Source organism: Ruegeria sp. AM1, from assembly GCF_056540745.1.
Genome location: NZ_JBQFXH010000001.1, coordinates 836,878 through 862,874, shown reverse-complemented (window position 1 = coordinate 862,874; position 25,997 = coordinate 836,878). Strand labels below are relative to the sequence as shown.

The following is a 25,997-nucleotide window of genomic DNA, read 5'->3' as shown; positions in this document are numbered from 1 at the left end:
GCCAGGGGCCTGTCCCCGGCGGTGTCAAACAGGGCGGCTTGCGAGACCGCTCAGAGTGTTTTCTCGCATGATGTGCAGGAGAAATGGTGACCAGTACCGATTTTCGGAGTGTTAACGATGAAACGCGCGACGCAGCCGCTAGTTCAACAAAGGTTATTTATTGTATTCATCGCGCTTTGCGCGGCTGCGGTTCAGTCGACCTTTCAGCTGGCGGATGTGTATGTCACCAACGCATCTGCGGGCTATGTTGAGGCCGAAGCCTACCGTGGTGTTGTGTACCCGGCATTTCTTGATCTGTTTGAAACACTGGGACGCCCCCTGCGCGCCGCCGTGATCGCGCAGACCTGGTTGTTTTCCATTTCCGCAGCGATACTCGCCTTTACCTTCGCCAGATTTTCAGGACGGCCCACGTTTGGCGTGGTGTTGATACTTCTCCTGATTTTCAACCCGATGACGTTCTACTTTAACAACAGCATTTTAACCGAGTCTTTGTTCCAAACCGCGCTCTGCCTGTTTCTCACCGCCGTTATCCGCCTGTGTTACAAGCTGGATCGCAAATCCTATCTGCTGCTCGGCATGTCGGCAGGCCTGATGATCATCAGTCGTCCCGTTGGATATGCTGCGCTGCCGGTATTGGTGATCGCCTTGATGGCCAGCGGATACCTGAACCACAGAAGCATCTGGAAAGCGTCTGCGGTTTCGATTTCGTGCGTGGTGTTTGTGCTGTCCGTCGAGAGTATCTGCTATACATTTTATCAGAATGCAGAGCGTGAGACGGTTCTCGGCAACGCGTTGTTCTCAAAAAGTGGCGTCATTTCGGCCGGCCCAAGCCCTTATGATCAGGATGACCCAAGAACAGAAATCTGGAACTTTCTCGAACATGACCAGGCAGAGGCGGCGCGCGACGCTATTGCACAGGCTCCGTCAGGCAGCATCGCCTTCTTTATTCGGCATGGATTCGAATCCGACATGCTGTTTAGATACAAGAACGACGAGCTTGCGGCGCTGGCTCAAAAAACCGGACGTTCGCAACGCCAGCTGATGGGAGAAGTCGGCGCCGAGCGCATCCGGCAGAACACATCCGGTTTCCTGTCTCTTGCGCTGCGGCACTACGTCGCGCACTGGCAGCCCTTCTACTATGCCGTCTCACAGGAAGAGATCGACCGCTACGTGGCTGAAAATTCGCCCTTGCCCATGAACAACGCTTCGGGCCGTTTTGTCAGGGACGTCTACACCCCGCCTTTCGCCGCCGCGATACATGCGATCTTTGCGCTCGGTTGGATCGTTTCGATAGCGATACTTGCGCTGTCGATCTTGTGCTTCAGCGTGAAATGGCCTGGCCAACGCATGCTGGTCTGCGCCGGTCTTGGGGTTTTCCTGCTGCAAGGATCGCTGATCTCGTCTTCGGTGATTTCGGTCGCATCGGTTCGCAATCTGGCGGTACTTTGGCCTATCGTCACGGTCGTCATATGTGCTAGCCTGCTGTTGATTTTGATAGTGCAGGAGTTGAGGCGACAGGCCACATGATCCAACCCCACAAGATTTGAACACCAAATCAACCTGCAACCTTAAACATCAGAAATTTAGTGGTTTTTCAGTTCACAAAGGTTCCTATTATGTCGAGTTCCCGCAATCTTCTTGATGGATTTGTTTCGCTTTCACATCAGCTGACCGATGCCGCGGTCAGATGCATTGCGGTTGTCGCACTGTGCCCATTGTTTCTAGGGGGCGAGGCAAGTGCCGAAATTCAGCAACGAACATTCCCGCCTCAACTGCCAGATGGTCAGCAGCGCGCCTTTCCAACGGCCGAGGGGCACGGGGCAGCCGCCAAAGGTGGCCGTGGCGGCACCGCAATTTACGTCACCAATACCAACGAGGAAGGCCCCGGATCGCTGCGCGCCTGTATCGAGGCCCAAGGGCCGCGCGCATGCATTTTCAGGGTAAGCGGCACCATCTTGCTCGAAAAACGGCCCCTGATCGCAATCCATCCTTATCTGACGATTGCGGGTGAGACCGCGCCCGGAGGTGGGATCGCGATACGCAACGGCCCGCTGCAACTGCGCCCCTCGCTTGAGATACGCACACATGACGTCATCGCCCGGCACCTGCGCGTCCGCCCGGGCCCGCATGAGTTAAGAGCGTGCTGTTCAGGCGCAATCGGGCTCTATACCCATGCCAGCCGCGACATCATCTTTGATCATATCTCGGCCAGTTGGGGCAGCGATGAAACGGTGGATTCCGAATTTGCAGAACGCGTGACGTTTCAGTGGAGCATTTTCAGCGAACCCCTGTTCAGCGGCGGCCCGGGCAAAAGCACACGTGCGCGCAACATGCTTTTGACGAAAGGCGGGGATTTCAGCGTTCACCACAATCTGTTTTCCCACGGCATATTCAGAAACCCGCAGATCGTACCAAAGGCGCCCGGCCTGAGCGTAGAGATTGTGAACAACCTGCTCTATTCGCCGCGCTGGCAATATGTCGTCTCGTTCGACAATCGCTGGGTTGAGCTTGCAGCAAACGTCATCGGCAACCACAAGATTACCGGCGAGGACATCGGATCGGATCGGCTGATTTATCTCTTCGATCGCGGCGAACACGGGTTCCGTTTGTTTTTGCAGGACAATCTGGACGAGGATAACCGGAACAGCAGCACACTCCCTGAAGAACTTGTGATTGCCCCGGAACACCGGGACTATGTGGTCGATGCACCGGTGATCACCCCGTTGGTCGAGGCAGACCCGGTTTCGACAGTGTATGAAACCGTCCTCCAACTCGCGGGTGCGACGCGCCCGGCAAGGGACAGCGTTGATACACGTGTCCTGCAGGAGGTTCGGGACCGTTCCGGGCGTGTCCTCAAAAGAAACCCTGAAAAAGTGGGGGGATGGCCCGAATTGGCAAGCGCCGCGCCCTATGAAGATTTGGATCAGGATGGCATTGCCGACAATTGGGAGCGCGACAAAGGTCTGAACCCCTCGGACCCGGATGATGCCAAGCTTGATAAGGACGGCGATGGCTGGACAAATCTGGAGGAGTTTCTCCATGAGCTGGCCGGCGACGGCGTTGGAATGTAAGTAGCATAGCATAAGCGGCCCGCCAGCAAAGCAGGCGGGTCAAGAGGGACTAAGGGCATAATAGCGATGGAAGGAGTGATCGGCGCCAAACCAAAATCCTCACTTGAGAGGGCCGAGTTCTTTTGTGCCGTGCTTGGTGTTCTGCTCAGCACTTTCTTCGCTTTCCGCTCTCCGATTGTGTTCTTCACCGCCAGCGATTTCTTCCTGACCCTATCGCTGCTGCTGCGATGTACACGCAACGTTCCTAAATACCCCATCTATTCAGCGACCTCGATGTGGATGATTGGTGTCGGCCTCGTTCTGGCAGGGCTCCTGATTGGAAGCATTGCTTACGGCAATCCCGTGGACGCATTTGTCGTCATGGTGCAGTACTTCTTTTCACTAGTTTTGCTGCCCCTGACCATTCTCAGCCGCCCTTACAAAGAGGCTGTGATACTGGCCAAGACCGGCATTCTGTCTATCGGGCTGAATTGCATGACAGGTATGGTCGCTTATGCGATAGGATATTCTGCAACCAACACCCGACAATTCGTTTTTGTCAGCGGAAACAAGCGGGTAACGGGTTTGGTCGATAATCCCAATTCCATGGCGGGCCTGATCGTGCTGTGGTTCCCGGTTCTGTGGTATCTCGGTCTCTCGCGCGCCTTTCGGCCCGGCGTGTTTCTGGGCTTCTTTGCACTGACTTTTGTCACTTTGATCTTCGCAAGTTCCAACTCAAGCTTGGCAGGTGCTTTCATTTGTGGCGTTCTCTACCTCTTGCTGCTGGGAAAGCTCAAACTCATCCTCATATGGACGGCCGCAATTTCATGTGTCATCGCAATCGGGTTACGTTGGGCCGAGCATATCCTGCCCCCAACATTCATCGAACGCGTGCTGACACCCATATTGGAAGGGGAACTGCAAGAAGCAGGAACCTTCGACTCGCGTGCCGGATTGATGATCGAAGCCTGGCGGTTCCTGCCTGACTACCTGCTGATTGGCATGGGCGGCGGTCAATATCGCGAGCTGAGCGCCGAGAACATCTCGGTTCACAATCTATATCTGCTGCTTGCAAACGAAGGCGGCCTGATGGCCCTGCTCGGCCTGGCGCTGATTTTTCTGTCCGCTATTTTTGCAGCTGTATTGGCAAAATCCGATACGCCTCACAGAGTAATGGGCCGCGCAACGGTCATCACAATCACCCTAACATTTGCCGCGCTGGCCATGAACTTTACGCATGTCTATCAGAGAGGCACGCTGATCCCCTGGATCGTATCCATCGGCCTGTTGGCAACAAGCAGAAGCGGGAAGGTCACCAGGCGAGCCGACGCAAGCGCTGTATCTTCGAGCACAGCCGCGCATTGATCGTGAGACCGAGCAGAGAGCCTGCTAACCAAGTTGTTGAAACACCGCCTCGGTCAGCTGATTGAGCGAGAAGGGTTTCGGAAGAAAAGCGGAATTTGGAATCTGTGGTCCAGAATCGCCAAACGCCCCCTCGGTATAGCCAGACATGAACACGACGCGGACATCGGGGCGCTCTTTTTGCGCTTGGCGTACCCATGTTGGACCATCAATACCCGGCATGACGACGTCGGTGACAAAAATATCTACCTTCAGGTCTGCATCCTCCAGAAGGTGCAGTGCATCTTCGGCACATTCCGCTTCCAGCACGGTAAACCCTTTCAAACGCAGGGCGCGCGTTGCAAAGGCGCGCACCGGCGCTTCGTCCTCGACTAGCAGGACTACGCCTTCTCCCTGACGCGCACTTTGGCTGTCAGGGATGGTATGGTCAGAGGGTTCGGGGTTCTTCTTGGCCCTCGATACCGGCAGAAAGACGGAAAACTCTGTCCCCTCACCTTCGACGCTGTCGACAAAGATAAAGCCGCCGGTCTGTTTCACGATGCCATAGGCGGTAGACAGGCCCAGCCCGGTGCCTTCACCCGTCCGTTTGGTGGTGTAGAAGGGCTCAAAGACTTTTTGCAACTTGTCGGCGGGGATACCGACGCCACTGTCGCTCACCTTGACGGTAACATATTCACCCGGCGCAACGGTGGCACGATCACGAACAATCGCATCGCTCAGTTGCAGGACCTCTGTTTCTATGCGGATTTCCCCACCCTCGGGCATCGCATCGCGGGCATTGACCACAAGGTTCATCAGAACCTGCTCCAACTGACGTTTGTCGGCGCGCACGGGCTTGAGGATCGGATCGTGGCTGAGTGTGAGCCGGATTTTTTCACCAACCAACCGGTTCAGCAGATGGATCAGGTCGGAAATTGTGTCGCGCAGATCCAGCACCTCGGGCCTGAGGGTTTGTTTGCGCGAAAATGCAAGCAACTGGCTGACCAATGCGGCGGCGCGATTGGCATTCTGATTTATCTGAACGAGATCACCGTAATTCGGATCATTCTGGTCGTGACGCAGCAGCAGCAGATCACAATGGCCCGAAATGGCAGTCAGTAGGTTGTTGAAGTCATGTGCAACGCCCCCGGCCAGTTGCCCCACCGCCTGCATCTTTTGTCCCTGAACGAATTGAGCCTCCAGCGTTTTTAGCTCTGTCGCATCGTTGAGGACGGCGATCAGGGCTACCTGCCCCTCAGCAACGGCGCGGCTTAGCGTGACTTGTACAAAAACTTCGGTGTCCCTGCGTGTCAGCCGTAAAAACTCTGACCGCGGAGGTCCATCCTGTGCTGCGGTCTGGGCAAGCCAGTCATTGATCGGATATCCCAACCCATGCATGACATCAGCGATCCTTGTGGTTTCCGGATCGGACTCGCCGATTAGTCTGCGAGCAAGCCGGTTGATTTCCAGAATATCCCCTTCTGGTGAAAGACGCATCACCGGTACCGGCAGATCGGCAAACGGTGTCACCGCCTGCTCCTGAGCAGAGTTCTGAACTGGAATCAGAACCACATCCCGCCCCACCGCAGTGCGACGTATTTCCGAGACGCATACGCGCACCGTCCCATCTGAGACCTTGATGTGTCTGATGCTTTGTTGATTACAGTCGTTCTCGACCAGAATTTGATCCAATGCCGAGGGCGCAGATCCGATGAGCGTCCGGGCCGCATCATTCATGTTCAGGATCATATCGTTGCGCCCGAGGGTCAGCACCGGAAGAGCGGCGTTGTCCCACTGCCCGGGTTCAGAAATCTTGATATGCCAGCAAAACAGCCCACCGCGCAATGCGCTGGCGGATATCGGAATGCTCCGGCCCTTGGTGACGATATCCTCGTGAATACGTCCATGTGCCTCTGCCAACGACTGCAGCCGCAGCAGAATGGCCGATGGGTTGGCAAAAAGAGATCGCAGACACGCATCCAACCGGGATCCGCTGATCGCGTCGAACTTTGCCTTTGCGCGCCTGTTCGCGACTACGATATCCCCCTGCGCCGTGGTCACAAAACAGGGATTGTTTTCCTGCTCAATGAAGACCCCGAGCGCAGCCCTGACCTTTGCAGCAGACTGGCTTACGACCCAGTTTCGAATGGTAACAACAATGGTGACCACCAAAAACGACCCGCTCACAACAAAAAGACCGGAGTCCCAATCACGTGGCAGCGCGCCCAAAGCAGGTAAGGCGGAAAGAAGCAGAGCCGCAGACAATATGAAAGCCAGACGGCCGCTGCTTGGGGTATTTCGGTCAGAAAGATCGGGCAGAAAATCGTTAGCTTCGGACATTCACAACTCAGCGCAGAATTCGTTCGCCGATTACGGCTTACAAATGGTTAATTACCGCTTAAAGAAATTCAAACAGCAGAATTCGTCTCTTAGTTGTTTTCAGGGTACTAACTTCGCGTCAAGTGCGTTGTGAAGAATCCATCTGTGCCGTGGGTAACCAGCCACGTTTTTTGAAAGCCCGATCGCCAATCCGGCTGTGAGGCAAGAAATCTGCCTACAATCTGCTCATTCTCGACCTTCAACATCGAACATGTCACATAGGCCAGCACACCCTCATGGCGCACCAGCCCGGAGGCCGTGGTCAGTATCGAGAGCTGCGTCGCAGACAGATCACGAAGGCGTTGTTGCGTAAGCGCCCATTTTCCGGCCGGAGCGCGGCGCCACGAACCGCTGCCGGAACAGGGCACGTCCGTTAAGACAAGGTCAAATTCAGGCGCATTCTGGATGTCTTCAGGCGGGACAATCGCAATATCGACCCCTGCCCGTTTGGCGCGCGCGGGCAGATCACGCATACGGCTCGGGTTTGCGTCATGCGCATAAACCTGAATGCCCTCATGTGCCGCCATCGCAAGCGCTTTGCCGCCGCCGCCAGCGCAGTAGTCAAGCACCCGCATACCCGGACGCAACGGCAGTTTCGTGACAACAGCCTGGCTCGCGGCGTCCTGCAACTCTACCAGACCTTGCTGATAGGCCGTGCTGTGCGAGACTTTGCGCGCGCCGTCGCGAATGAACAGAGCGGTTGCGCAGGCTGGGTGCTGCTCAGCGACAACTCCATCACGTTCAAGCACCGACAGCGCGGTCACAACATCGGATTTAGCCAGATTGACGCGTAAATGCACCGGCGCGCGGCTCTGTAAGGCGATGGCAGCAGCCTCTGCCTCGTCCCCCAAGGATTGTTTGAATTCCGGCCACAGCCAATCCGGGATATCACAGCGCTCTGCAGCGCTGGCAAAGTCGCGCCTGATCTCACCGGTCGCGATTGGCGCAGGGGCGTGCCGCCGACCGGTAAATATCTGGTCCAGATCCGCTTCTGTGCTCCGCACCTGACCAATCATCAGACCCCGACCGGTTTCGCTGCCCCCAAGAGCTGCAAAGGATCGTTTGCACCGTAGCGCATCAAAGACGTGATCCCGGATCGCGGCCCGGTCTTTCGAGCCCGCAAAACGGCTGCGGCGTGCCCAGCCGGTCAGGGCTTTTTCAACCGGTGCCCCAGCAAGAATTTCGTCTAGAATCTCGATTGCGGCCTGAACGCGCGCGGCAGGAATCATTGCTGCTTTCGTGCCCGCATCAGGGCCGCTCCAAGATAGTGCTTATGCAACGCCCAGCAATCGAGCCGATCATCGATTTACATGACCCGGTAGTTCGGGCTTTCACGCGTGATCTGAACATCATGCACATGGCTTTCTTTCAGACCAGCACCCGTGATTTTTACAAAGTTGCAGTTGCGGCGCATTTCATCGACCGTAGCGCAGCCGGTATACCCCATGGCCGCACGCAACCCGCCAACCAACTGGTGGATCACTGCACCGGCGGAACCCTTGTAGGGCACTTGCCCTTCGATCCCTTCCGGCACCAGCTTGTCGTTCGCAGCATCCTTTTGGAAATATCGATCCGCCGAACCGCGCGCCATTGCGCCAAGGCTGCCCATGCCCCGATATGATTTGAACGAGCGGCCCTGATACAGGATGACTTCGCCAGGGCTTTCATCCGTACCAGCGATCATCGAGCCGACCATGGCACAGGACGCACCTGCCGCGATGGCTTTGGCAAAATCGCCCGAGAACTTGATGCCCCCATCTGCGATCACGGGCACATCGCCAGCCGCAGCCGCACAATCCATGATTGCGGACAGCTGAGGCACACCCACACCGGCGACCATGCGGGTCGTGCAGATCGAGCCAGGGCCAATGCCGACCTTGATCGCATCCGCACCCGCATCGATCAACGCTTTGGCCGCGTCACCGGTCGCGACGTTGCCCGCGATGATCTGAACCTCGTTTGACAGAGATTTAACCCGCGTCACAGCATCCAAAACGCCCTGAGAATGGCCGTGCGCCGTATCGACAACGATAATGTCAGCGCCAGAATCCACCAGTTGCTCGGATCGCTCAAAGCCGGCGTCGCCGACCGATGTGGCGGCGGCAACCCGCAAGCGGCCCAGATGATCCTTGCAGGCGGTCGGGTTCAGAACCGCTTGTTCCGTGTCTTTCAGGGTGAGCAGGCCGGTCAGCTTGCCCTGACCATCCACCACCAGCAGCTTTTCGATCCGGCGCGCCTTCATCAGGCTTTTGGCCTCATCCAGATCGGCCGGTTCCTGCAGCATTGCAAGGTTATCGGAGGTCATCATCATCTTGATGGGCGTATCGTCCGAGGTGGCAAAGCGCATGTCTCGGTTGGTGACAATACCAACGACCCGACCGTCTTCTTCGATCACCGGAAACCCGGTAAAGTTGTAGCGCTGCACCAGCGCCTTGGCATCCGCCAGCGTCTGATTGGCCCGCAGTGTGATCGGGTTGTAGACGATACCTGATTCAAAGCGCTTCACACGTCGAACTTCACGCGACTGCTCATCCACGGATAGGTTCTTGTGGATCACGCCGATGCCGCCGGCCTGCGCCATGGCAATGGCCATGCGCGCCTCGGTCACCGTGTCCATCGCCGAGCTGAGCAGCGGGATATTCATGGTGATCTGACGCGTTACGCGCGTCGTTGTATCCGCTGTTGCCGGCAGCACAGAAGATGCGCCCGGAACCAGAAGAACGTCGTCAAAGGTGAGTGCCTCACGAATCTGCATCTGCTAACCCCATGCAAAACCCCGTTTGGCGGTGACCCTATTACATGGATTCATCCGAAGGAAAAGCCCCCGCATACAAGTTGTTGTCAATGACTGGGACCCGCCATGGCATAAAACGACGCTCGGCAGCCAAAACTTGCCGCTGAATGCCCTTTCCCTTTGCGCGCAAACTCATATCTTGCGCGGGACACGCACGAACACAACAGGCAGGCCGCACATGACCACCGACCCCCTTGTCGTCTTTACCCCGTCCGGCAAACGCGGGCATTTTCCGGTGGGGACACCCGTTCTGACAGCCGCCCGCCAGTTGGGGGTCGATCTGGATTCGGTCTGCGGCGGGCGCGGCATTTGTTCGAAATGCCAGATCACACCCAGTTTCGGTGAGTTTCCTAAACATGGCGTCACCGTCGTCGAAGGTGCGCTGAGCGAATGGAACGCAGTCGAACAACGTTATGACGACAAGCGTGGCCTAAAACCGGGGCGTCGTCTGGGATGTCAGGCAACGGTTCAGGGCGATGTCGTGATTGACGTCCCTGCAGAAAGTCAGGTCCACCGTCAGGTCGTACGCAAGGCCGCTGCAGCGCGCGCCATCACCATGGACCCTGCGACGCGCCTGTACTTCGTTGTGGTGGAAGAGCCCGACATGCACTCGCCAACCGGCGATCTGGAACGGCTGGAACGTGCTCTGCGCGAACAATGGCAGATTGAGTCGGTCAGTGCCGACCTGTCCTTGATGTCCAAGCTGCAGCCCACCCTGCGCAAAGGCAAATGGGAGGTGACAGTGGCAGTTCACAAGGGCCATTCTGACGCCCCTGCCCGCATCACAGAAATCTGGCCGGGGCTGCACGAGGTTGGCCTGTATGGGCTGGCCATCGATCTCGGTTCGACCACAATCGCGGCGCATCTGACTGATCTTGAGACTGGTGAGGTCAAAGCGTCCTCTGGGTTGATGAACCCACAGATTCGCTTTGGCGAGGATCTGATGAGTCGCGTGTCCTATGCGATGATGAACCCCGGCGGCGATCAAGAAATGACGCAGGCCGTGCGGGCGGCGATCAATGACCTTGTGATGACGATCGCTGACGAAGCCGGGATCGATGCCGCACTGATCGTCGAGACCGTATTCGTCTGTAACCCCGTCATGCACCACCTGCTTTTGGGTCTTGATCCGGTGGAACTGGGCCAGGCCCCCTTTGCGCTGGCGACGTCAGAAAGCCTCAGCTTACCTGCCCGCGACATGGGCCTCGATACGATGAACCCGCGCGCGCAGGTCTATATCCTTCCTTGTATCGCTGGTCACGTCGGCGCAGATTGCGCAGCCGTTGCCCTATCGGAAGAACCGGGAAAGTCCGACGATCTGGTCTTGATCGTCGATGTTGGCACCAATGCCGAAATACTGCTGGGCAACACCAGCAGGGTTTTGGCCTGTTCCTCACCCACCGGCCCTGCATTTGAGGGCGCGCAGATCAGTTCAGGGCAACGAGCCGCCCCCGGCGCAATTGAACGGATCGAGATCGATCCTGCCACGAAAGAACCGCGGTTTCGCGTCATCGGGTCCGAGAAGTGGTCAGACGAAGATGGTTTTGATCGTGATATCGCCACCACCGGCATCACGGGCATCTGCGGATCAGGCATTATCGAAGCCGTTGCCGAAATGCGCATGGCCGGGCTGCTGAACGAAAGCGGCCTGATTGGCTCGGCCGAACAGACAGGCACCTCGCGCTGCGTACCCGAAGGGCGCACACATTCTTATCTGATCCACGATGCAAGCGCCGAAGGTGGCCCTCGGATCACCGTCACGCAGGGCGACATCCGGGCGATTCAGCTGGCAAAATCGGCACTTTATGCCGGCGCGAGACTGCTGATGGATGAAATGGCCGTGGACAGGGTGGATCGCGTTGTTCTGGCGGGTGCGTTTGGGGCTCATATCTCGACCAAACACGCCATGGTTCTGGGCATGATTCCGGATGCGCCATTGGACAAGGTCACCAGTGCAGGCAATGCAGCTGGTACAGGGGCGCGGATTGCCTTGTGCAACATCGGTGCGCGCACCGAGATCGAACGCGTTGTGCGCGAAATCACCAAGGTCGAAACCGCGATTGAGCCAAAGTTTCAGGATCATTTTGTCGCTGCAAACGCAATCCCGCACAAAACCGATCCGTTCACTGAACTCGCGCATGTGGTGACGCTGCCAAACCCCAGCTTCAACACGGGCGGCGCGGACGAAAAAACGGGCCGCCGCCGTCGCAGACGATCATAGGCACGCCGTCCTCAAGCTGTGTCAGACAGATGGCAGTGATTGATTGGAGCGGGTAGCGGGAATCGAACCCGCGCGTTCAGCTTGGGAAGCTGACAGGCTACCATTACATCATACCCGCCGCGCGGCTTTGAATAGCATTACGTCTTTGTCGAAGACAAGATGCCATACGCCCAATTTGGTATCGTTTTTTTACGAAAAAGGCCGGGTACAGAACCCGGCCCAAACAGAATCTCTGCTTGCTTCTCTCAAGCGCGGCGACGACGCCCGCCTCCGCGGCGACCGCGACCTTCTCCTTCGGCTCCAGCGGCTTCGGGGGGTTTGTTGAACCGAATCCACTCGCCGCCATGCGCGTCGTTGTTGGTCAGCAGATTGGCGGCACGAATGGCCTCCATCTCTTTGCCGGAGCGTGGTTTGGTCGAGCCCAGGCCGAACATCTGAACAAATGCCTCGTCATCCATGCCTTCGGGCAAAACAATGCCAGCGGCGGCAACCTGTTCTTTCTTTTCCGCAATCTTCTTCTGCGTCACCGGCAGCGCCACCGGATTCATAATCGCCGACGTCATGCCAGCACCCATGGCCATCGGCAGGAACGCGTTGTTGATGCCGTGACGGTTTGGCAGACCGAACGAGATGTTGGACGCACCGCAGGTGGTGTTCACACCCAGTTCCTCGCGCAGGCGACGGACCAGAGCAAAGACCTGTTGACCAGCAGTCGCCATCGCACCGATCGGCATAACCAGCGGGTCAACGACGATGTCATGCGCGGGAATGCCGTAATCGGCGGCGCGTTCGACAATGTTCTTGGCAACTGCAAAGCGTACATCCGGGTCTTCGGAAATACCCGTGTCATCGTTCGAGATTGCCACAACCGGCACGTTGTATTTCTTGACCAGCGGCAGAACCAGTTCCAGACGCTCTTCCTCGCCTGTGACCGAGTTCAGCAGCGGGCGGCCCTCTGCCGCTTCCAGACCGGCCTCAAGGGCGCCCGGCACCGAAGAGTCGATGCACAGCGGCACATCAACCAGCCCCTGCACCATTTCAACGATCTGGCGCATTAGCGGCGGTTCGGTTTCATTGGGGTTGGGGTTCGAGTTGTAGACAACGCCTGCATTGATATCTAGAACGGTGGCCCCTGCGGCAACCTGCGCCAGCGCGTCTTTCTCAACTGTTGAGAAATCGCCTGCCTCCAGCTCTGCAGCCAGTTTCTTACGGCCAGTGGGGTTGATCCGTTCACCAATCACGCAAAACGGTTCATCAAAGCCCAGAACGGCAGTTTTTGTTTTTGATTCTACGACTGTACGGGTCATGTCCGTTCCTTAGGAGTTTACGGGCTTTGCCGAAGCGCCGCCGTTATTGATCGCCCAGTTGGCGTTGGTCTTGATCCCGCCCAGCGGGAAGAAGTGGACCTTGGTAACGTTGAAATCCGGGTTGGCCGCCTTGTGGTTGGCCAGTTCAGTCAAAACATCCGTAGGCTCGTAAGGCAGCAACAGCTTGGACACGTCCATAGCGCGCTTCTGCAGCACCTTCAGCGATGGACCGACGCCACAGGCAATGGCGAATTTGATCAATGTCTGCAGCTTGGCCGGCCCCGCGATACCGATATGCACAGGGATGTCGATGCCAGCCTCTTTCAGCCCGTCAGCCCAGGCGATGATTGGTTTGGCATCAAAGGCAAACTGCGTCGCCAGGGCCATGTCCGCATCGGTCGTTTCTGAGAACTTCTGTTTCCAGCGCAGCGCATCCTCGACGTTTTTGGTCGAGCCGTCCGGATCAATGTCCTTGTTACCTTCTGGATGGCCCGCGACGTGCAAACGTTTGAAGCCCGCCTTGTCGAACAAACCGGTTTCCAGCAACTGCATCGAGCTGTGGAAATCGCCGTGCGGGATGGCGACACCACCGGCCAGCAGCAGCGCCTGATCGACGCCTGCCTCGCCCTGATACATCGCGATCCAGTTTTCCAAAGTCGCCGCATCCTTGATGATCCGCGCCGGGAAATGTGGCATCACCGGATAGCCCTCGGCCGCGATACGCTTGGCGGTGTTGACCATATCCTCGATGGGCGTGCCCTCGATATGAGCGATATAGACGCGGGTGCCTTCGGGTAGCAGCGCACGGAAATCTTCGACTTTTTCAGCAGTGCGCGGCATCACTTCGATCGAATAGCCCTTTAGAAAGGCTTCGACGGTGGGGTTCACTGGGCCGTTTTCGACCGCATCGCGTTTCTTGAAGTTCAGCAAAGCCATTGCGGCCTCCCATAAAGATCTGGGGCTCATGCCCAACCGTCATTGGCGATCAGGGCCTTAATGCGATCCTGATCGTATTCCGTTTCCAGACGCGCGGCCTCGGCTTCGGCAATCTCGGACGGATCGCCCTCAACCGCAAACGGGGCGGCCTTGCGCCACTCGGCCAGATAGGCATCACTGTCCTTGGCGTTCACCTTCATCGCAGCGCGGTCGATGGCTTGCTCGAACCGCTCCTCCAGCTGACGTTTTGCGCCCCGGCGGCCTTTGCCGACGATGACTTGGGCGGGAATGTCGCGCCAGTAAACGATGGTGACGTCAGGCATCGCCGTGATTCCTCCTAACCAGATGGACCGGTTCTAAACTTCAATGTGGGCTTTGTTCGGTCGAATTTCGACACACGACGCTTTCACAGCGACGTTTTTGCCCGCGATTATGTACCGGGCTTGTATCCGAACTTTTCCAAGACCCCGACATCAAAATCTTCATGACGATAATGAGCGTCTTGCGTGATTGCAGTGCGCGACCTATGGTCGGGGTAACTCGAAAATCGGAGGGCGTTACGATGGCGCCCAAGCGTCCCAAAGGTGCGGGCGCGTTCCCGAAAGCGGTCGAAAGCCCCGCGCCAGCAAAACCCGATCCGGATGCATTATATGCGGCACTGGATCTAGGAACAAATAGTTGCCGCATGTTGATCGCCCAGCCCAAGGGCAGCGGGTTCCATGTGGTCGACAGTTTCTCCAAGTCCGTGCAACTAGGCGCGGGTCTAGAGCGTACTGGACGGCTGTCGCGGGCGTCTATGTCACGCACTGTTCAGGCCTTACGGATTTGCCAGCAAAAGTTGAAACGCAACAAGGTCAAGCGGATGCGTTTGATCGCGACCGAGGCTTGCCGACGCGCCAAGAACTCGCGCGACTTCATCCGGCAAGTCAAGCGTGAGACCGGTCTGACACTTGATATTATCCAACCAGAAGAAGAGGCCCGCCTGGCAGTGATATCCTGCGCACCGCTGGTCTCGACCAAGACCGAGCAATTGTTGGTGGTGGATATTGGTGGCGGCTCGACCGAATTAGTCTGGATTGATATCTCGTCCGTGCCCCGCCGCGACAGGCCTGCAGCCATCATGCGCCTGCATAATGGGTTCCACGCCGCAGAAAGCCCTTTTCCCGCAGCCAAGGTCGTAGACTGGATCAGCGTACCACTGGGCGTCGCAACCCTGCGCGACCAGTTCCATGACGTCGAGGATGATGCCGCCCGCTTTGCGCTGATGAGTTGGTTCTTCGAAGAGAATCTGGCGGACTTCGCGCCGTACAAAGACGAACAGGCCCGTGAGGGGTTTCAGATCGTTGGCACCAGTGGGACGGTCACCACCGTTGCGGCCTCGCATTTGGGGCTAAGACGCTACGACCGGACCAAAGTGGATGGGCTGCGCATGACCAGCGATCAGATTGACAAAGTCATCCGCGGTTATCTTGAACTCGGCCCGCAGGGCCGTCGCCGCGACCCTCGGATCGGAGACGACCGTCAGGCCTTGATCATGTCAGGCTCGGCCATCTTGCAGGCCTTACTGCGCTGCTGGCCCACGGACCGTCTGTCTGTGGCGGATCGGGGGCTGCGGGAGGGTTTGCTCTATGCACAGATGAGCGCCGACGGCGTATTGGAAGACGGACCATTTTAAACACTTGATTGCTGCTCAATATGCCCCTGTCCACCATAGCGATTGCGTATCGGACCTCGACCGCTTCAACGACAATATGTGCGCTTGAGGCCGCGAAATTTGATGTATTTTGCCCCGGCTATCACATTGCAGGTATCACGCCCCATTATGCGCTTGCGATTGGGGGTATCGCAATACAGGTTCCATCGAACCAAGCGCAGGATGCACTAATATTGCTGCATGATTTCGCACAGGCCGATATCCGCCGAGCCACTCTGGTTAGGTCGGTATTGAACGGTTTGGGTTTTCTGGCGTTTGGTGTTTCGTCCCCGTGGCCCGATCTGTTATTGAGGGACATGCCGGGCGCAGTGGCTTGATACCCATTGCATGAGCCTTTAAAGGCCACGCATTCTTCAGGAGACCATCTGTATGGCCAAAACACCGAGCGGTAAAAACACGTCGGGTCGCGGACAGCGCGACCTGAAGGTCAAGGTCAAAACCGCGCGCGGGCGCAAGCTCAGCTCGACCCGATGGCTAGAGCGTCAGTTGAATGACCCATATGTCAAGCGCGCGCAGGCCGAAGGGTATCGTGGACGCGCGGCGTTCAAGATTCTGGAACTGGACGACAAGTTCCGGTTCCTTGTCCCCGGCGCGCGCGTCGTGGATCTGGGATGCGCGCCCGGCGGCTGGCTGCAGGTGTCCGTGAAACGTGTCAACGCGCTGGGCGAGAAAAGCGGCAAGCGGATTGGGACAGTATTGGGGGTCGACCTGCAAGAGGTCGAGCCAGTTGCGGGTGCCGAAGCCCATGTTCTGGATTTCATGGAAGACGACGCCGATCTCAAGGTCAAAGACTGGCTGGGCGGCAATGCGGATGTGGTGATGTCGGATATGGCTGCCGCGTCCTCGGGGCATAAACAGACAGACCACCTACGCATTATGGCCCTGTGCGAAACTGCGGCCTATTTCGCCTTTGATGTCCTCGACGAGGGAGGCACATTTGTCGCCAAGGTTCTTGCCGGAGGGGCCGAAGGCGATCTTCAAAAGCTGTTGAAGCAGAAATTTGACAAGGTGGCCAACGTCAAACCGCCCGCATCCCGCTCGGACAGCTCCGAGAAATTTGTCGTTGCGACAGGGTTCCGCGGTTAAGCGCTCAGTCCAGAACGATGCGGTCGTCGCTCAGACGTTGCGCGCGCAGCGATGCGGCAGCGTTCCCGATCAGCAGCAGCGCCTCGCCGTGGTTGATATAGGTCGGCTGTCTGTTGCGCAGGTCTAGAATGCGCTCTTCCAATGATGTTTGCTCTGACGTTGTTTTTGCTGCCGCTGTATCTGACATGGATCACCTTTGAGAAACCAAAGGGCGTGCCGCCCTGTCCGACCCCTACCGCCGAACATTGCCAGTATCGTGGCGCAAAACCGTCAGCTTGATGCCGTTTCAGCGGCCAACTTGCGTCGCAAGCTGGTTTAAGGCCGGATCGTCAGGCAGGATGCTCAACCCCTCTTGCAACACCTGACGCGCCGCCTGCGGTCCCCGATTGATCTGCGCCAGTTGCACCAGCAAGGGCCAGGCCTCAGCCCGTTGCGGATCAAGCGTGACAACCTCGCGAAAAGCGCGCTCAGCCGCCTGCACGTTGCGCAGTCTCAGCGCCATTCCGCCCAGAACCAGATGCGTTTCTGGGAAATCGAGCCTGTTTGACATCGTCTGCCGCCAATCCGCCATCCCCTGCGCGGCCAGTGCGCGCTGGCTCGGCGTCATCGCCTGATCCGGGACCGTCAGGAATTCTTTGGCAGCTGAAATACGAACATTCCGAAATGGATCAGACAGCAAGGGCTCAAGCCGGGTCACCTTGTCTGACAAAGGCGCTGCACGTTGTAACGCAGCCGCATTTGCCCGGATCAGCGGATCACCATCCGCCAGCAAAAGCGCAGTTTGGGCAGCGATTTCCGAGTCAGCGACGGGCAGCAGCAGATACAATGCCGTCGCCCGTACGATCCCGGCCTCAGAAGGATCGCGGGCAATTTCCAACAGCTCAGGACTGCTGTCTGACCGGCCCGACAGCGCCGCCTTGAAAACCGAACCATAGTGACTGCCGCGCCGTTCGGACTGAGGAAACCAACGCTCGATTTGACGCGCCGCCCAGCCCTGATCGCGGCCTTCGTGGCAATCGGTGCAGGCATCTGTACCCAACCCCAGATCGGGACGCGGAATACGAAAACTGTGATCGCGCCGACCGTCGTTACCCATATAAGTGCGCTCGATCATATGACAGCTTTTACATTGCGCACCGGCGCTCTCGACCGGGTGGTGGTGGTGATCGGGACTATCGTATTCAGCTTTGACCAGCGATGGAAAATCGGCATTCCCAGCCAATGAATGGCACTGAGTACAGACCCCGTTGTCTTCGGCCTTTAGCGCGCCACTATGGGCGTCGTGGCAGTTCAGGCAGCTGACGCCCTTTTGATACATCCGCGATTGCAGGAACGATCCGTAGACATAGACTTCGTCTAGTATCTGCCCATCCGGGTGATACAAACCGGGGCGCAAAAGGGCGAGGTTATAGGCATCGTGATAGGCCGTACCGGGTAGAGGATTCCCATCGTCCAACGCTTCGCGTCTGGAGTGACATCCGGCGCATTGTTGGATTTCTGCTTCGGCGCCCCCCCTGCCCCAACTCATCGCGAACCCAAAGGCATCCAGACCATCAAGGGGCGCCTTGCCGGTTGCCCAGTTCAGATGTTCCGAAGCGGGTCCATGACAAGCCTCGCACCCGACCCCGATTTCGGACTGGTGCGAATTGTATTGACGGGCGACCGGATCATAATCCTTTTCGAACCCGGTCGCATGGCATTCTGCGCATCGCGCATTCCAGTTCTTGTAAGGACCAGTCCAATGCAGCCCGTCATCCGGCGGAAGATCCTGATTGGGGTAGAGATGAAACCACTGATCACGCTCGGTATCCCAAACTACGTCAAAGCTCTGAAAACGGCCCGGTTCGGTCTCAAACAGGTATTGCTGCAAGGGTTCGACACCCACGACCGAGTGTACCGTATAGTTGGTCGTCTCGCCGTTCTTCTCGGTTACACGGGCGTGGTACTGATCGTTTGACCGCTCGAACGCCACAGACATTCCATCATGCGAAAACGCAGTTCCCCCAAAATCGCCCCGAACGGTGTCCGTCGATGCATTTGTCCAAGCATTGGCGTGATGCGAGCCAGCCCAGTCGCGCGTTTCAGTGTGATGACAGTCGATGCAGCTGTCCGACCCCACATAGTCCTGCGCCTGAACAGATGTTGCGGCAATCAGAAATGCAGTCAGGGCACTCACCCACAACATGCCAGCGCTATCGCGCCTGTCCGTCTTCATTTGTCCGCGCCAGATCGCGCTGTCGACCCGAGGTCTATGAGCGCACCGTTGTATTCTGCGCCCAGTATCAACATGGCAGAGCACAGATATAGAAATATCAGCGCAGCCATCGCCCCCGCTAGCCCTGCGTAAGTTGCGCTGTAGGTGGCAAATTGCGCGATATAGATCGAAAATCCCCAACCGCCCGCTGTCCAAAGGGCCAGCGTCAGGATGACACCGGGCAATATCTGCATCAGGCTGTGCCGTCGGGTTGGCAGGATCAGATGAGCAAGCAAGACTGTACCTGCCGGCACAGCAACTGTGAAAGTCCAGCGCAAACGGTCGACGGACAGCCAGTCAGCGACATCGACCGTGGTCTTTTCCGACACAAGCTGCGTGTAGACAGGCAAGATTACCTCGACCGCTGCAATCGCAAGAATGGCGGCACCGCCCATAATGACCAGCGCAAAACACAGCAGGCGCGTTTTCCAGAACGGCCAGCTGTCATGGTCGTGATAGGCCATATTCATCGCAGCGCGCACTGCGGCGACCCCGTTGGACGCAAAATAGATCGCCAAAAGGCCACCCAACGTGATTACACCCGATCCGGCCCCGACGAGAACCGCCCGCAGCTCGCTCACAATCGGGTCGGCCACATCCTTCGGCCAGGCCCCGAAGATCAGTTCGATTAACTCGTCGGTGACATATCCCTGCGACAGCGCGCCTGCCAACGCCACGGTGAACAGAACAAAAGGAAAAAGAGCCATCATCAGCGACATGGCGACATGACTGCTCATGACAAAGCCGTTCTTGTCGTCAAAACGCCGAACCGCCAGCCAGAACGCGCGGATAAAGCGGCCAAAAATGGGAATCGCGGAGTGTGACATATCCCGACCCTAACCTGCCTTGTGCAGCGGCAGAACCCGGCAATGCCGCAGATCAGCGGAATCCACGCCCATAACCGCCTGAGCGGATTGCATAAACCCACTGACCCGTGCAGGATTGCCCCGACACCGGCGCGACAATCCAAGGCATCACATGACTTCTGATCCCCAAGACACTGCCTCAAGGCCCAGGCTAAAGCTGGCGGTGGTTCGCGATGTCACCATCGTTGCCACACTTGTGGTGCTGGGGTTGTATGCCGGGGCCAGCTTTCTCATACCTTTGACCGTGGCGCTGCTGGTGAACGTTCTGATCATCGCGCTCAGCGATCGGGTTATCTCATTGACGCACGCGCCGGTTTGGCTGGCGAATGTTGCAGCGATCACCGTTGTTTTGGCTGGCTTGTTTATGATCATGTATGTTCTGGGCAGTCAGGCGACCCAATTTGCCCGTTCAATCGGGACCTATGAGACCCAGTTCGACAGTGCGGTCAATCGCATCACCGGACTTGCCGGCAACGATGTAACCAGCTTTATCCGCGATAACCTTGTCAGCATCGATATGTCATACGTGGCGCGCCTGCTGCTGGGCAGCGCAACCTCTTTGCTCAACCAGTTTTTTCTGATCAGCCTCTACGTGGCCTTTTTGATGGCCGAGCGTCTTGCCTTTCGCAAAAAGCTGCAGCTTGCGGCTGGCAGCCCGCTGACCGGGGCCGATCTGGCCTCAATTCTGGACGCGATCTCATACAGTCTGCAGCGATATGTCGGGGTCAAAACCTTTATCAGTCTGATCACCGCCAGTATCAGCTATACTGTTTTTCGCGCGCTGGGCCTTGAATATGCCGAGACATGGGCGGTGCTGACCTTTGCCCTGAACTTCATCCCCTCGATCGGTTCGATTATCGCGGTGGTATTTCCGGCGATGATAGCGCTTGTGCAATTTGACAGCATCGCGCCGTTTTTGATCATTGTTCTGGGGTGCGGCACCATTCAATTCCTGATCGGAAATTTTCTCGACCCCGCCATGCTGGGTCGGTCGCTGAACATGTCGACCTTTCTGGTCATTATGGCGCTGACATTCTGGACCACGCTTTGGGGCTTGATCGGCGCCTTCCTCAGCGTGCCGCTGACCGTCTGCATTCTGATTATTTTCAGCCACATCCCGGCGCTGCGCCCTGTGGCGATCCTAATGTCTCTGGACGGCCGATTGGGTGAGGACGACACGCCGACCTAGCTTGGCTAGCAAGAATACAGCGCTTGTTGAGGTCACCTCAGGGAAGTCAGACAGCCTGACCCTACAAAACTATTGTCACGGGCGGCTTCCCGCACCGGGATCAGAAATTAACCAAAGAAATGTATGCTTTAATTCGATTATGTGATATCTACCTTGGATATTCCTCTACCTGTTGAGATGCCGTCGATTTTCGGCATCGTGCAGGGATTTTAATTAGGAATCAAATAGTTGCCGGTGGCCCTTAAGACCAGCCATCCAAATCACTTCATGCCAATGGGTCCCGTGCGATCCAGTCTGTTCAGGAGCATATCATGTCATCATCACGCTCGTTTACCGATATCTGGCGCAGAGAGGTGCGGCGCCTTGTCGTCGCGTCCGCAGCCGCCCTGCTGGCCATCCCTGCCCTGGCGCAGGATCAAAAGCCCAATATCCTGGTGATTTGGGGCGATGATATCGGTCAGTCCAACATCTCGGCCTATACGATGGGTTTAATGGGCTATCAGACGCCGAATATCGACCGTGTGGCCAAAGAAGGCATGATCTTAACGGACTATTATGGTGAACAATCCTGCACCGCCGGCCGTTCGTCTTATATTATGGGGCAGTCCGTTTTCCGTACCGGCCTATCCAAGGTCGGTCTGCCCGGTGCCGATCTGGGCATGCAGACAGAAGACCCAACCATCGCGGGCCTCTTGAAGGACCACGGCTATGTCACGGGTCAGTTTGGCAAGAACCATCTGGGCGACAAAGATGAACATCTACCCACAAACCACGGTTTTGATGAGTTTTTTGGAAACCTCTATCACCTGAACGCCGAGGAAGAGCCTGAAAACGAAGATTATCCGGGTGATGCTGTTTTGCCGGACGGCCGCACCTTTCGCGAGGCCTATGGCCCGCGCGGTGTCATTAAATCCAGCGCCGATGGCTCAATCGAAGACACCGGCCCGCTGACCCGCAAGCGTATGGAGACAGTAGACGAAGAAACCGTTGCGGCGGCCATCGACTTTATCAAACGCGCCCATGATCAGGGTCAGCCCTTTTATGTCTGGTGGAACGGCACCCGTATGCATTTCCGCACCCATGTCAAAGATGAAATGCGGGCCCAGGCGAACGAGATCTTTGGCGGCTCGGCAGATGAATACACGGCGGGCATGATCGAACATGACATGCATGTGGGCCAGCTGCTGGACCTGCTGGACGAGCTGGGCATCGCGGACAACACGATTGTTCACTACTCGACCGATAACGGCCCCCACATGAACACGTGGCCGGATGCCGCCGCAACGCCGTTTTGGGGTGAGAAGAACACCAACTGGGAAGGCGGTTGGCGCGTGCCTTCGATGGTCCGCTGGCCCGGTCAGATCGAAGCGGGATCGGTCAGCAATGAGATCGTTCACCACATGGACTGGCTGCCGACCTATCTGGCCATTGCAGGCGACCCTGAGATCAAGGGCAAGCTGATGGAGGGATATACCTCAGCAGCCATGGGGCGCGACTACAAAGTGCATCTTGACGGGTACAACATCCTGCCCCTGCTAACCGGTGAAGCAACCGAAAGCCCACGCCGCGAAATCTTCTATTTCTCGGATGACGGCGATCTGACCGCGCTGCGTTTCGATGATTGGAAGCTGATCTTCCTTGAGCAAAAAGCATGGGCAACCCTGCGCGCCTGGATCGAACCCTGGACCGAGCTGCGCATTCCCTTGATCATCAACCTGCGTCGCGACCCCTATGAGCGGGCCTATCGCACGTCCAACACCTATTATGACTGGTTGCTGGATCGGGCGTATTTCCTGGTTCCCGCCCAGCAATATGTGGGGAACTTCCTGGCGACTTTTGAAGAGTTTCCGCCACGACAAAAGGCGGCCAGTTTCAATCTGGATCGGGTGATGGAAAAGCTGACGACCCCCACCAACAACTAGGCTCAAACCTGGCCGAACTCCCAAGGGCCGCCTGATACCGGGTGGCCCTAACCATTAGATACAGGGTGTTTTGATGCGAAACCTAATATTTACGACCCTTCTTTGCGGCTTACCCGTCAGCCTTTACGCCGATCCGCTGCCCAGTTGGCGGGACACCGAGACCCGTGACCGGATCGTCTCCTTTGTTGATGCCGTGACAGACCCGTCCAGCACAGACTATGTCACGCCCGCTGACCGGATCGCAGTGTTTGACAATGACGGCACGCTTTGGGCCGAACAGCCGGTCTATTTCCAGCTTATCTTTGCCATGGACCGGCTGGCTGAGATGGCAAAGGATGATCCTTCGATCCTGACAAGCCCCGTCCTTGAGGCCGCCGCCAAAGGCGACCTGCACCCGATCCTTGACGGCGGTGTAGAGGCGCTGATCGAGGTGATAAACGTCTCGCATTCGGGCATGAGTGTTGAGGCCTTTCAGGCGTCAACCGCAAAATGGCTGACACAAGCCCGCCACGAGGCGACCGGATTGCCCTATGATCAGATGACCTATCAACCCATGGTCGAACTGCTCAGATATCTGCGCGACGAAGGCTTCACGACCTATATCGTCTCTGGCGGCGGTATCCATTTCATGCGGGTCTTTGCCGAGCAAGCCTATGGCATCCCGCCGTCTCAGGTTCTGGGCACCTACGGTGACAGCATTTATGAGAGGGTCGAGGGCGTCCCAACCATCGTCAAATCACCCGGCATTGCTTTTGTCGACGACAAGGAGGGCAAACCGATCAACATTGAACGCACGATAGGTAAGCGCCCTGTTCTGGCCGTCGGAAATTCTGACGGAGACTTTGCGATGCTCGAATGGACCACAGCCGGAGAAGGTGCGCGCATGGGCGTACTGATCCATCATACGGATGCCGAACGTGAATGGGCTTATGATCGCGACAGCCATATCGGCCGTCTGGTGGACGGGCTGGATAAAGGGCCCGACATGGGTTGGGTCATCGTAGATATGGCGCAGGACTGGTCCCGCATCTACAGTGGGGCCAACTGAACAGTCGGGACGCCTTTCATAGATGTGGACATTGCTGGTCTCTTTTTCCCTGTTTGCGCTTTATTGCGTGGCAGTGTTCTTCTCGCTGCGTGCCGCGCAAACGGCCCGCACCCCGCAGGGTGCTGTTGGATGGGTGGTGTTCCTGCTCTCGGCGCCGATGCTGGGCGTCCCCCTTTATTTGTTTCTGGGACGCCACCGGTTTCGCGGCTATCGCATCGCCCGCAAACAAAGCGAACAAGTAGTCGAGGGCATCAAGACCTTCGCTGATTATGCAAAGCCCAACCCCGAGACCATGCAGATCAATCCAAGACCGTTTGAAGCGCTGGCGCATCTGCCCGTCTCTCGCAGCAACGGAGTCGAGCTGCTGGTCGATGGCGATGCCACGTTCGAGGCGATTTTCAAAGCCATCGACGCGGCGCAGCGCTATGTCTTGATCCAGTTTTACATTGTGCGTGATGACGCTTTAGGAACCCTGCTGCAGGAGAAGCTGATTTCGGCTGTCCAACGCGGTGTGCATGTGCGGTTCATGACCGATGCAGTTGGCAGCTATGGCCTGCCGTCTAGTTATCTTGAGACACTGCGTGAAGCGGGCGTCGATGTCGCGGACCCGCGGGAGCAACGGGGGCCGAATTTCCGATTTCAACTCAACTATCGCAATCACAGGAAAACCGTGATCATCGATGGAGAAGTCGGGTTTATCGGCGGTCACAATGTCGGAGTCGAATATCTGGGTCGAAATCCAGCATATGGGCGCTGGCGCGATACCCATATCAGAATGCAGGGCCATATCGTTCGTCAGCTGCAGTTGATCTTTACCGAAGACTGGCACTGGGCCCGTGGCGAAGATCTGATCGATCAGCTGGATTGGGCCGGTAGCGAAGCGCAACAGGACATGAATGCACTTTTGGTTGCGACCGGTCCGGGTGATGAAACCGAAACCGGCGCGATGATGTTTTTTTCCGCGATTGCCGAAGCTAAGGAGCGGTTGTGGATCGCGTCGCCCTATTTTGTGCCTGATATCGATATTCTCACAGCCCTGCAACACGCTGCCCTGCGCGGTGTCGACGTCCGTATTCTGGTGCCCGAGGTCATTGACCACCGCCTGCCCTGGCTGGCCGCTTTTGCCTATTTCGATGAGGTCCGGGACTGCGGCGTGAAGATTTTCCGCTATACCGATGGTTTCATGCATCAAAAGGTGTTTGTGGTCGACGATACTCTGGCCGCTGTTGGCACAACCAATCTGGACAACCGCTCATTCCGACTGAATTTCGAAGCCATGGCGCTGTTCTTTGACGCCCGCGCCGCACAGGCCGTCGACGCAATGTTGCAGACGGATTTCGAAGCAAGCTATGAACTGACCCGATCGCTGAAAGAACAGCCCATGCATATCCGGTTCGGCGCGCCACTCGCGCGGCTTTTTGCACCGATCCTTTAGTTCAGAAAGCGTTCCTGAAACACGCGCGTCATCAGCGCCACCATAAAGGCCGTCGACAATCCAAAGGCCAACAGCCCCGTGACCGAGGCGAAGGCCCCAAAGATACGCAGCCCTTCGCCCAGAACAATGTCGCCGTAGCCAAGCGTTGTGAATGTCACCAGCGAGAAATAGAGCGCCGTGTTCCAGTCCGGCAGCACATCGCCCAGAACCCAGACGATGGCCCAGATCCAAACCTGAATCGTATGGGTGACAACGATAAAGGCCAGCGCCAGCGTGATCGGGCCGGCGGTGGGCACAATACCGCCTTTGTCCTCCCATTTCTCAACCAGGCGACGAATGGCAAAGGTACACCATGTCAGCAGGATGATCTCGATCAGAAAGCACAGGCCCAGATACAGGCTGCCCCATAGGATTTGTTGTGACAACGTCATGATTTGACCTGCTTTCCAATGACA

Annotated in this window: 21 protein-coding genes and 1 tRNA gene; 11 read left to right on the top strand and 11 right to left on the bottom strand. The window is 57.2% G+C overall.

What is annotated here, in order from left to right:
• The first annotated feature begins 117 nt into the window (after positions 1–117).
• From ACR0I7_RS04280 to ACR0I7_RS04270, 3 genes are all read left to right on the top strand, one after another.
• Positions 118–1,527 carry a hypothetical protein gene (locus tag ACR0I7_RS04280; protein ID WP_480508756.1) on the top strand — a complete coding sequence of 470 codons (1,410 nt, stop codon included), beginning with the start codon at positions 118–120 and terminating at the stop codon, positions 1,525–1,527.
• Between the two features lie 89 nt (positions 1,528–1,616).
• A complete protein-coding gene (locus ACR0I7_RS04275; protein WP_480508754.1) occupies positions 1,617–3,071 on the top strand; it encodes a hypothetical protein in 1,455 nt (484 codons plus the stop codon).
• A gap of 66 nt (positions 3,072–3,137) precedes the next feature.
• Positions 3,138–4,415, top strand: coding sequence for a hypothetical protein (locus ACR0I7_RS04270; RefSeq protein WP_480508752.1), 1,278 nt, complete (start codon positions 3,138–3,140; stop codon positions 4,413–4,415).
• 24 nt (positions 4,416–4,439) lie between these two features.
• On the opposite strand, the gene ACR0I7_RS04265 is transcribed toward ACR0I7_RS04270, so the two are convergent.
• The 3 genes from ACR0I7_RS04265 to guaB all read right to left on the bottom strand — a co-directional run bounded on the left by ACR0I7_RS04265 (position 4,440) and on the right by guaB (position 9,525).
• The gene (locus ACR0I7_RS04265) at positions 4,440–6,731 is read right to left on the bottom strand and encodes an ATP-binding protein (protein ID WP_480508750.1); all 2,292 of its coding nucleotides are present in this window, start codon (positions 6,729–6,731) and stop codon (positions 4,440–4,442) included.
• 107 nt (positions 6,732–6,838) lie between these two features.
• Complete coding sequence (locus tag ACR0I7_RS04260; RefSeq protein ID WP_480508748.1) at positions 6,839–7,999, bottom strand: RsmB/NOP family class I SAM-dependent RNA methyltransferase; 1,161 nt, start codon at positions 7,997–7,999, stop codon at positions 6,839–6,841.
• A 77-nt stretch (positions 8,000–8,076) separates the two neighbouring features.
• Positions 8,077–9,525 (bottom strand): IMP dehydrogenase, encoded by a 1,449-nt coding sequence (gene guaB, locus ACR0I7_RS04255; RefSeq protein ID WP_480508746.1) that lies wholly within the window; start codon positions 9,523–9,525, stop codon positions 8,077–8,079.
• 217 nt (positions 9,526–9,742) lie between these two features.
• On the opposite strand from guaB, the gene ACR0I7_RS04250 reads away from it, so the two are divergent.
• On the top strand, positions 9,743–11,785 hold the full coding sequence (locus ACR0I7_RS04250; protein WP_480508744.1) for an ASKHA domain-containing protein: 2,043 nt from the start codon (positions 9,743–9,745) through the stop codon (positions 11,783–11,785).
• 44 nt (positions 11,786–11,829) lie between these two features.
• Here ACR0I7_RS04250 and ACR0I7_RS04245 read toward each other — a convergent pair.
• The 4 genes from ACR0I7_RS04245 to ACR0I7_RS04230 all read right to left on the bottom strand — a co-directional run bounded on the left by ACR0I7_RS04245 (position 11,830) and on the right by ACR0I7_RS04230 (position 14,351).
• Positions 11,830–11,903: transfer RNA gene (locus tag ACR0I7_RS04245), tRNA-Gly, on the bottom strand.
• A 127-nt stretch (positions 11,904–12,030) separates the two neighbouring features.
• The gene (locus tag ACR0I7_RS04240; RefSeq protein ID WP_480508742.1) at positions 12,031–13,092 is read right to left on the bottom strand and encodes a methyltetrahydrofolate cobalamin methyltransferase; all 1,062 of its coding nucleotides are present in this window, start codon (positions 13,090–13,092) and stop codon (positions 12,031–12,033) included.
• Positions 13,093–13,101: 9 nt separating this feature from the next.
• Positions 13,102–14,028 carry a methylenetetrahydrofolate reductase gene (locus ACR0I7_RS04235; protein WP_480508740.1) on the bottom strand — a complete coding sequence of 309 codons (927 nt, stop codon included), beginning with the start codon at positions 14,026–14,028 and terminating at the stop codon, positions 13,102–13,104.
• Positions 14,029–14,054: 26 nt separating this feature from the next.
• A complete protein-coding gene (locus ACR0I7_RS04230; protein ID WP_480508738.1) occupies positions 14,055–14,351 on the bottom strand; it encodes a virulence factor in 297 nt (98 codons plus the stop codon).
• A gap of 239 nt (positions 14,352–14,590) precedes the next feature.
• Between ACR0I7_RS04230 and ACR0I7_RS04225 the strand changes: the two genes are divergently transcribed.
• From ACR0I7_RS04225 to ACR0I7_RS04215, 3 genes are read left to right on the top strand one after another with little or no spacing between them, the layout of a single operon-like run.
• Positions 14,591–15,703 (top strand): Ppx/GppA phosphatase family protein, encoded by a 1,113-nt coding sequence (locus tag ACR0I7_RS04225; RefSeq protein ID WP_480508736.1) that lies wholly within the window; start codon positions 14,591–14,593, stop codon positions 15,701–15,703.
• A 20-nt stretch (positions 15,704–15,723) separates the two neighbouring features.
• Entirely contained in the window at positions 15,724–16,059 is a 336-nt protein-coding gene (locus ACR0I7_RS04220; RefSeq protein ID WP_480508734.1) for a hypothetical protein, read from the top strand.
• 52 nt (positions 16,060–16,111) lie between these two features.
• Positions 16,112–16,828 (top strand): RlmE family RNA methyltransferase, encoded by a 717-nt coding sequence (locus ACR0I7_RS04215; RefSeq protein WP_480508732.1) that lies wholly within the window; start codon positions 16,112–16,114, stop codon positions 16,826–16,828.
• A 4-nt stretch (positions 16,829–16,832) separates the two neighbouring features.
• Here the strand turns inward: ACR0I7_RS04215 and ACR0I7_RS04210 are convergent, their stop codons facing one another.
• From ACR0I7_RS04210 to ACR0I7_RS04200, 3 genes are all read right to left on the bottom strand, one after another.
• The gene (locus ACR0I7_RS04210) at positions 16,833–17,015 is read right to left on the bottom strand and encodes a hypothetical protein (protein ID WP_480508730.1); all 183 of its coding nucleotides are present in this window, start codon (positions 17,013–17,015) and stop codon (positions 16,833–16,835) included.
• 99 nt (positions 17,016–17,114) lie between these two features.
• The gene (locus tag ACR0I7_RS04205) at positions 17,115–19,043 is read right to left on the bottom strand and encodes a multiheme c-type cytochrome (RefSeq protein WP_480508728.1); all 1,929 of its coding nucleotides are present in this window, start codon (positions 19,041–19,043) and stop codon (positions 17,115–17,117) included.
• Positions 19,040–19,909, bottom strand: coding sequence for a YihY/virulence factor BrkB family protein (locus tag ACR0I7_RS04200; RefSeq protein ID WP_480508726.1), 870 nt, complete (start codon positions 19,907–19,909; stop codon positions 19,040–19,042). The genes ACR0I7_RS04205 and ACR0I7_RS04200 overlap by 4 nt, the downstream gene beginning before the upstream one ends.
• A gap of 151 nt (positions 19,910–20,060) precedes the next feature.
• Here ACR0I7_RS04200 and ACR0I7_RS04195 point away from each other — a divergent pair, with 151 nt between their 5' ends.
• The 4 genes from ACR0I7_RS04195 to cls all read left to right on the top strand — a co-directional run bounded on the left by ACR0I7_RS04195 (position 20,061) and on the right by cls (position 25,542).
• Complete coding sequence (locus ACR0I7_RS04195; RefSeq protein WP_480508724.1) at positions 20,061–21,137, top strand: AI-2E family transporter; 1,077 nt, start codon at positions 20,061–20,063, stop codon at positions 21,135–21,137.
• 311 nt (positions 21,138–21,448) lie between these two features.
• Positions 21,449–23,059 carry an arylsulfatase gene (locus tag ACR0I7_RS04190; RefSeq protein WP_480508722.1) on the top strand — a complete coding sequence of 537 codons (1,611 nt, stop codon included), beginning with the start codon at positions 21,449–21,451 and terminating at the stop codon, positions 23,057–23,059.
• Positions 23,060–23,132: 73 nt separating this feature from the next.
• On the top strand, positions 23,133–24,107 hold the full coding sequence (locus ACR0I7_RS04185; protein ID WP_480508720.1) for an HAD family hydrolase: 975 nt from the start codon (positions 23,133–23,135) through the stop codon (positions 24,105–24,107).
• A 22-nt stretch (positions 24,108–24,129) separates the two neighbouring features.
• The gene (gene cls / locus ACR0I7_RS04180; protein ID WP_480508718.1) at positions 24,130–25,542 is read left to right on the top strand and encodes a cardiolipin synthase; all 1,413 of its coding nucleotides are present in this window, start codon (positions 24,130–24,132) and stop codon (positions 25,540–25,542) included.
• Here the strand turns inward: cls and ACR0I7_RS04175 are convergent.
• Positions 25,539–25,973, bottom strand: coding sequence for an ion channel (locus ACR0I7_RS04175; protein WP_480508716.1), 435 nt, complete (start codon positions 25,971–25,973; stop codon positions 25,539–25,541). The genes cls and ACR0I7_RS04175 overlap by 4 nt on opposite strands.
• Between the last annotated feature and the right edge of the window lie 24 nt (positions 25,974–25,997).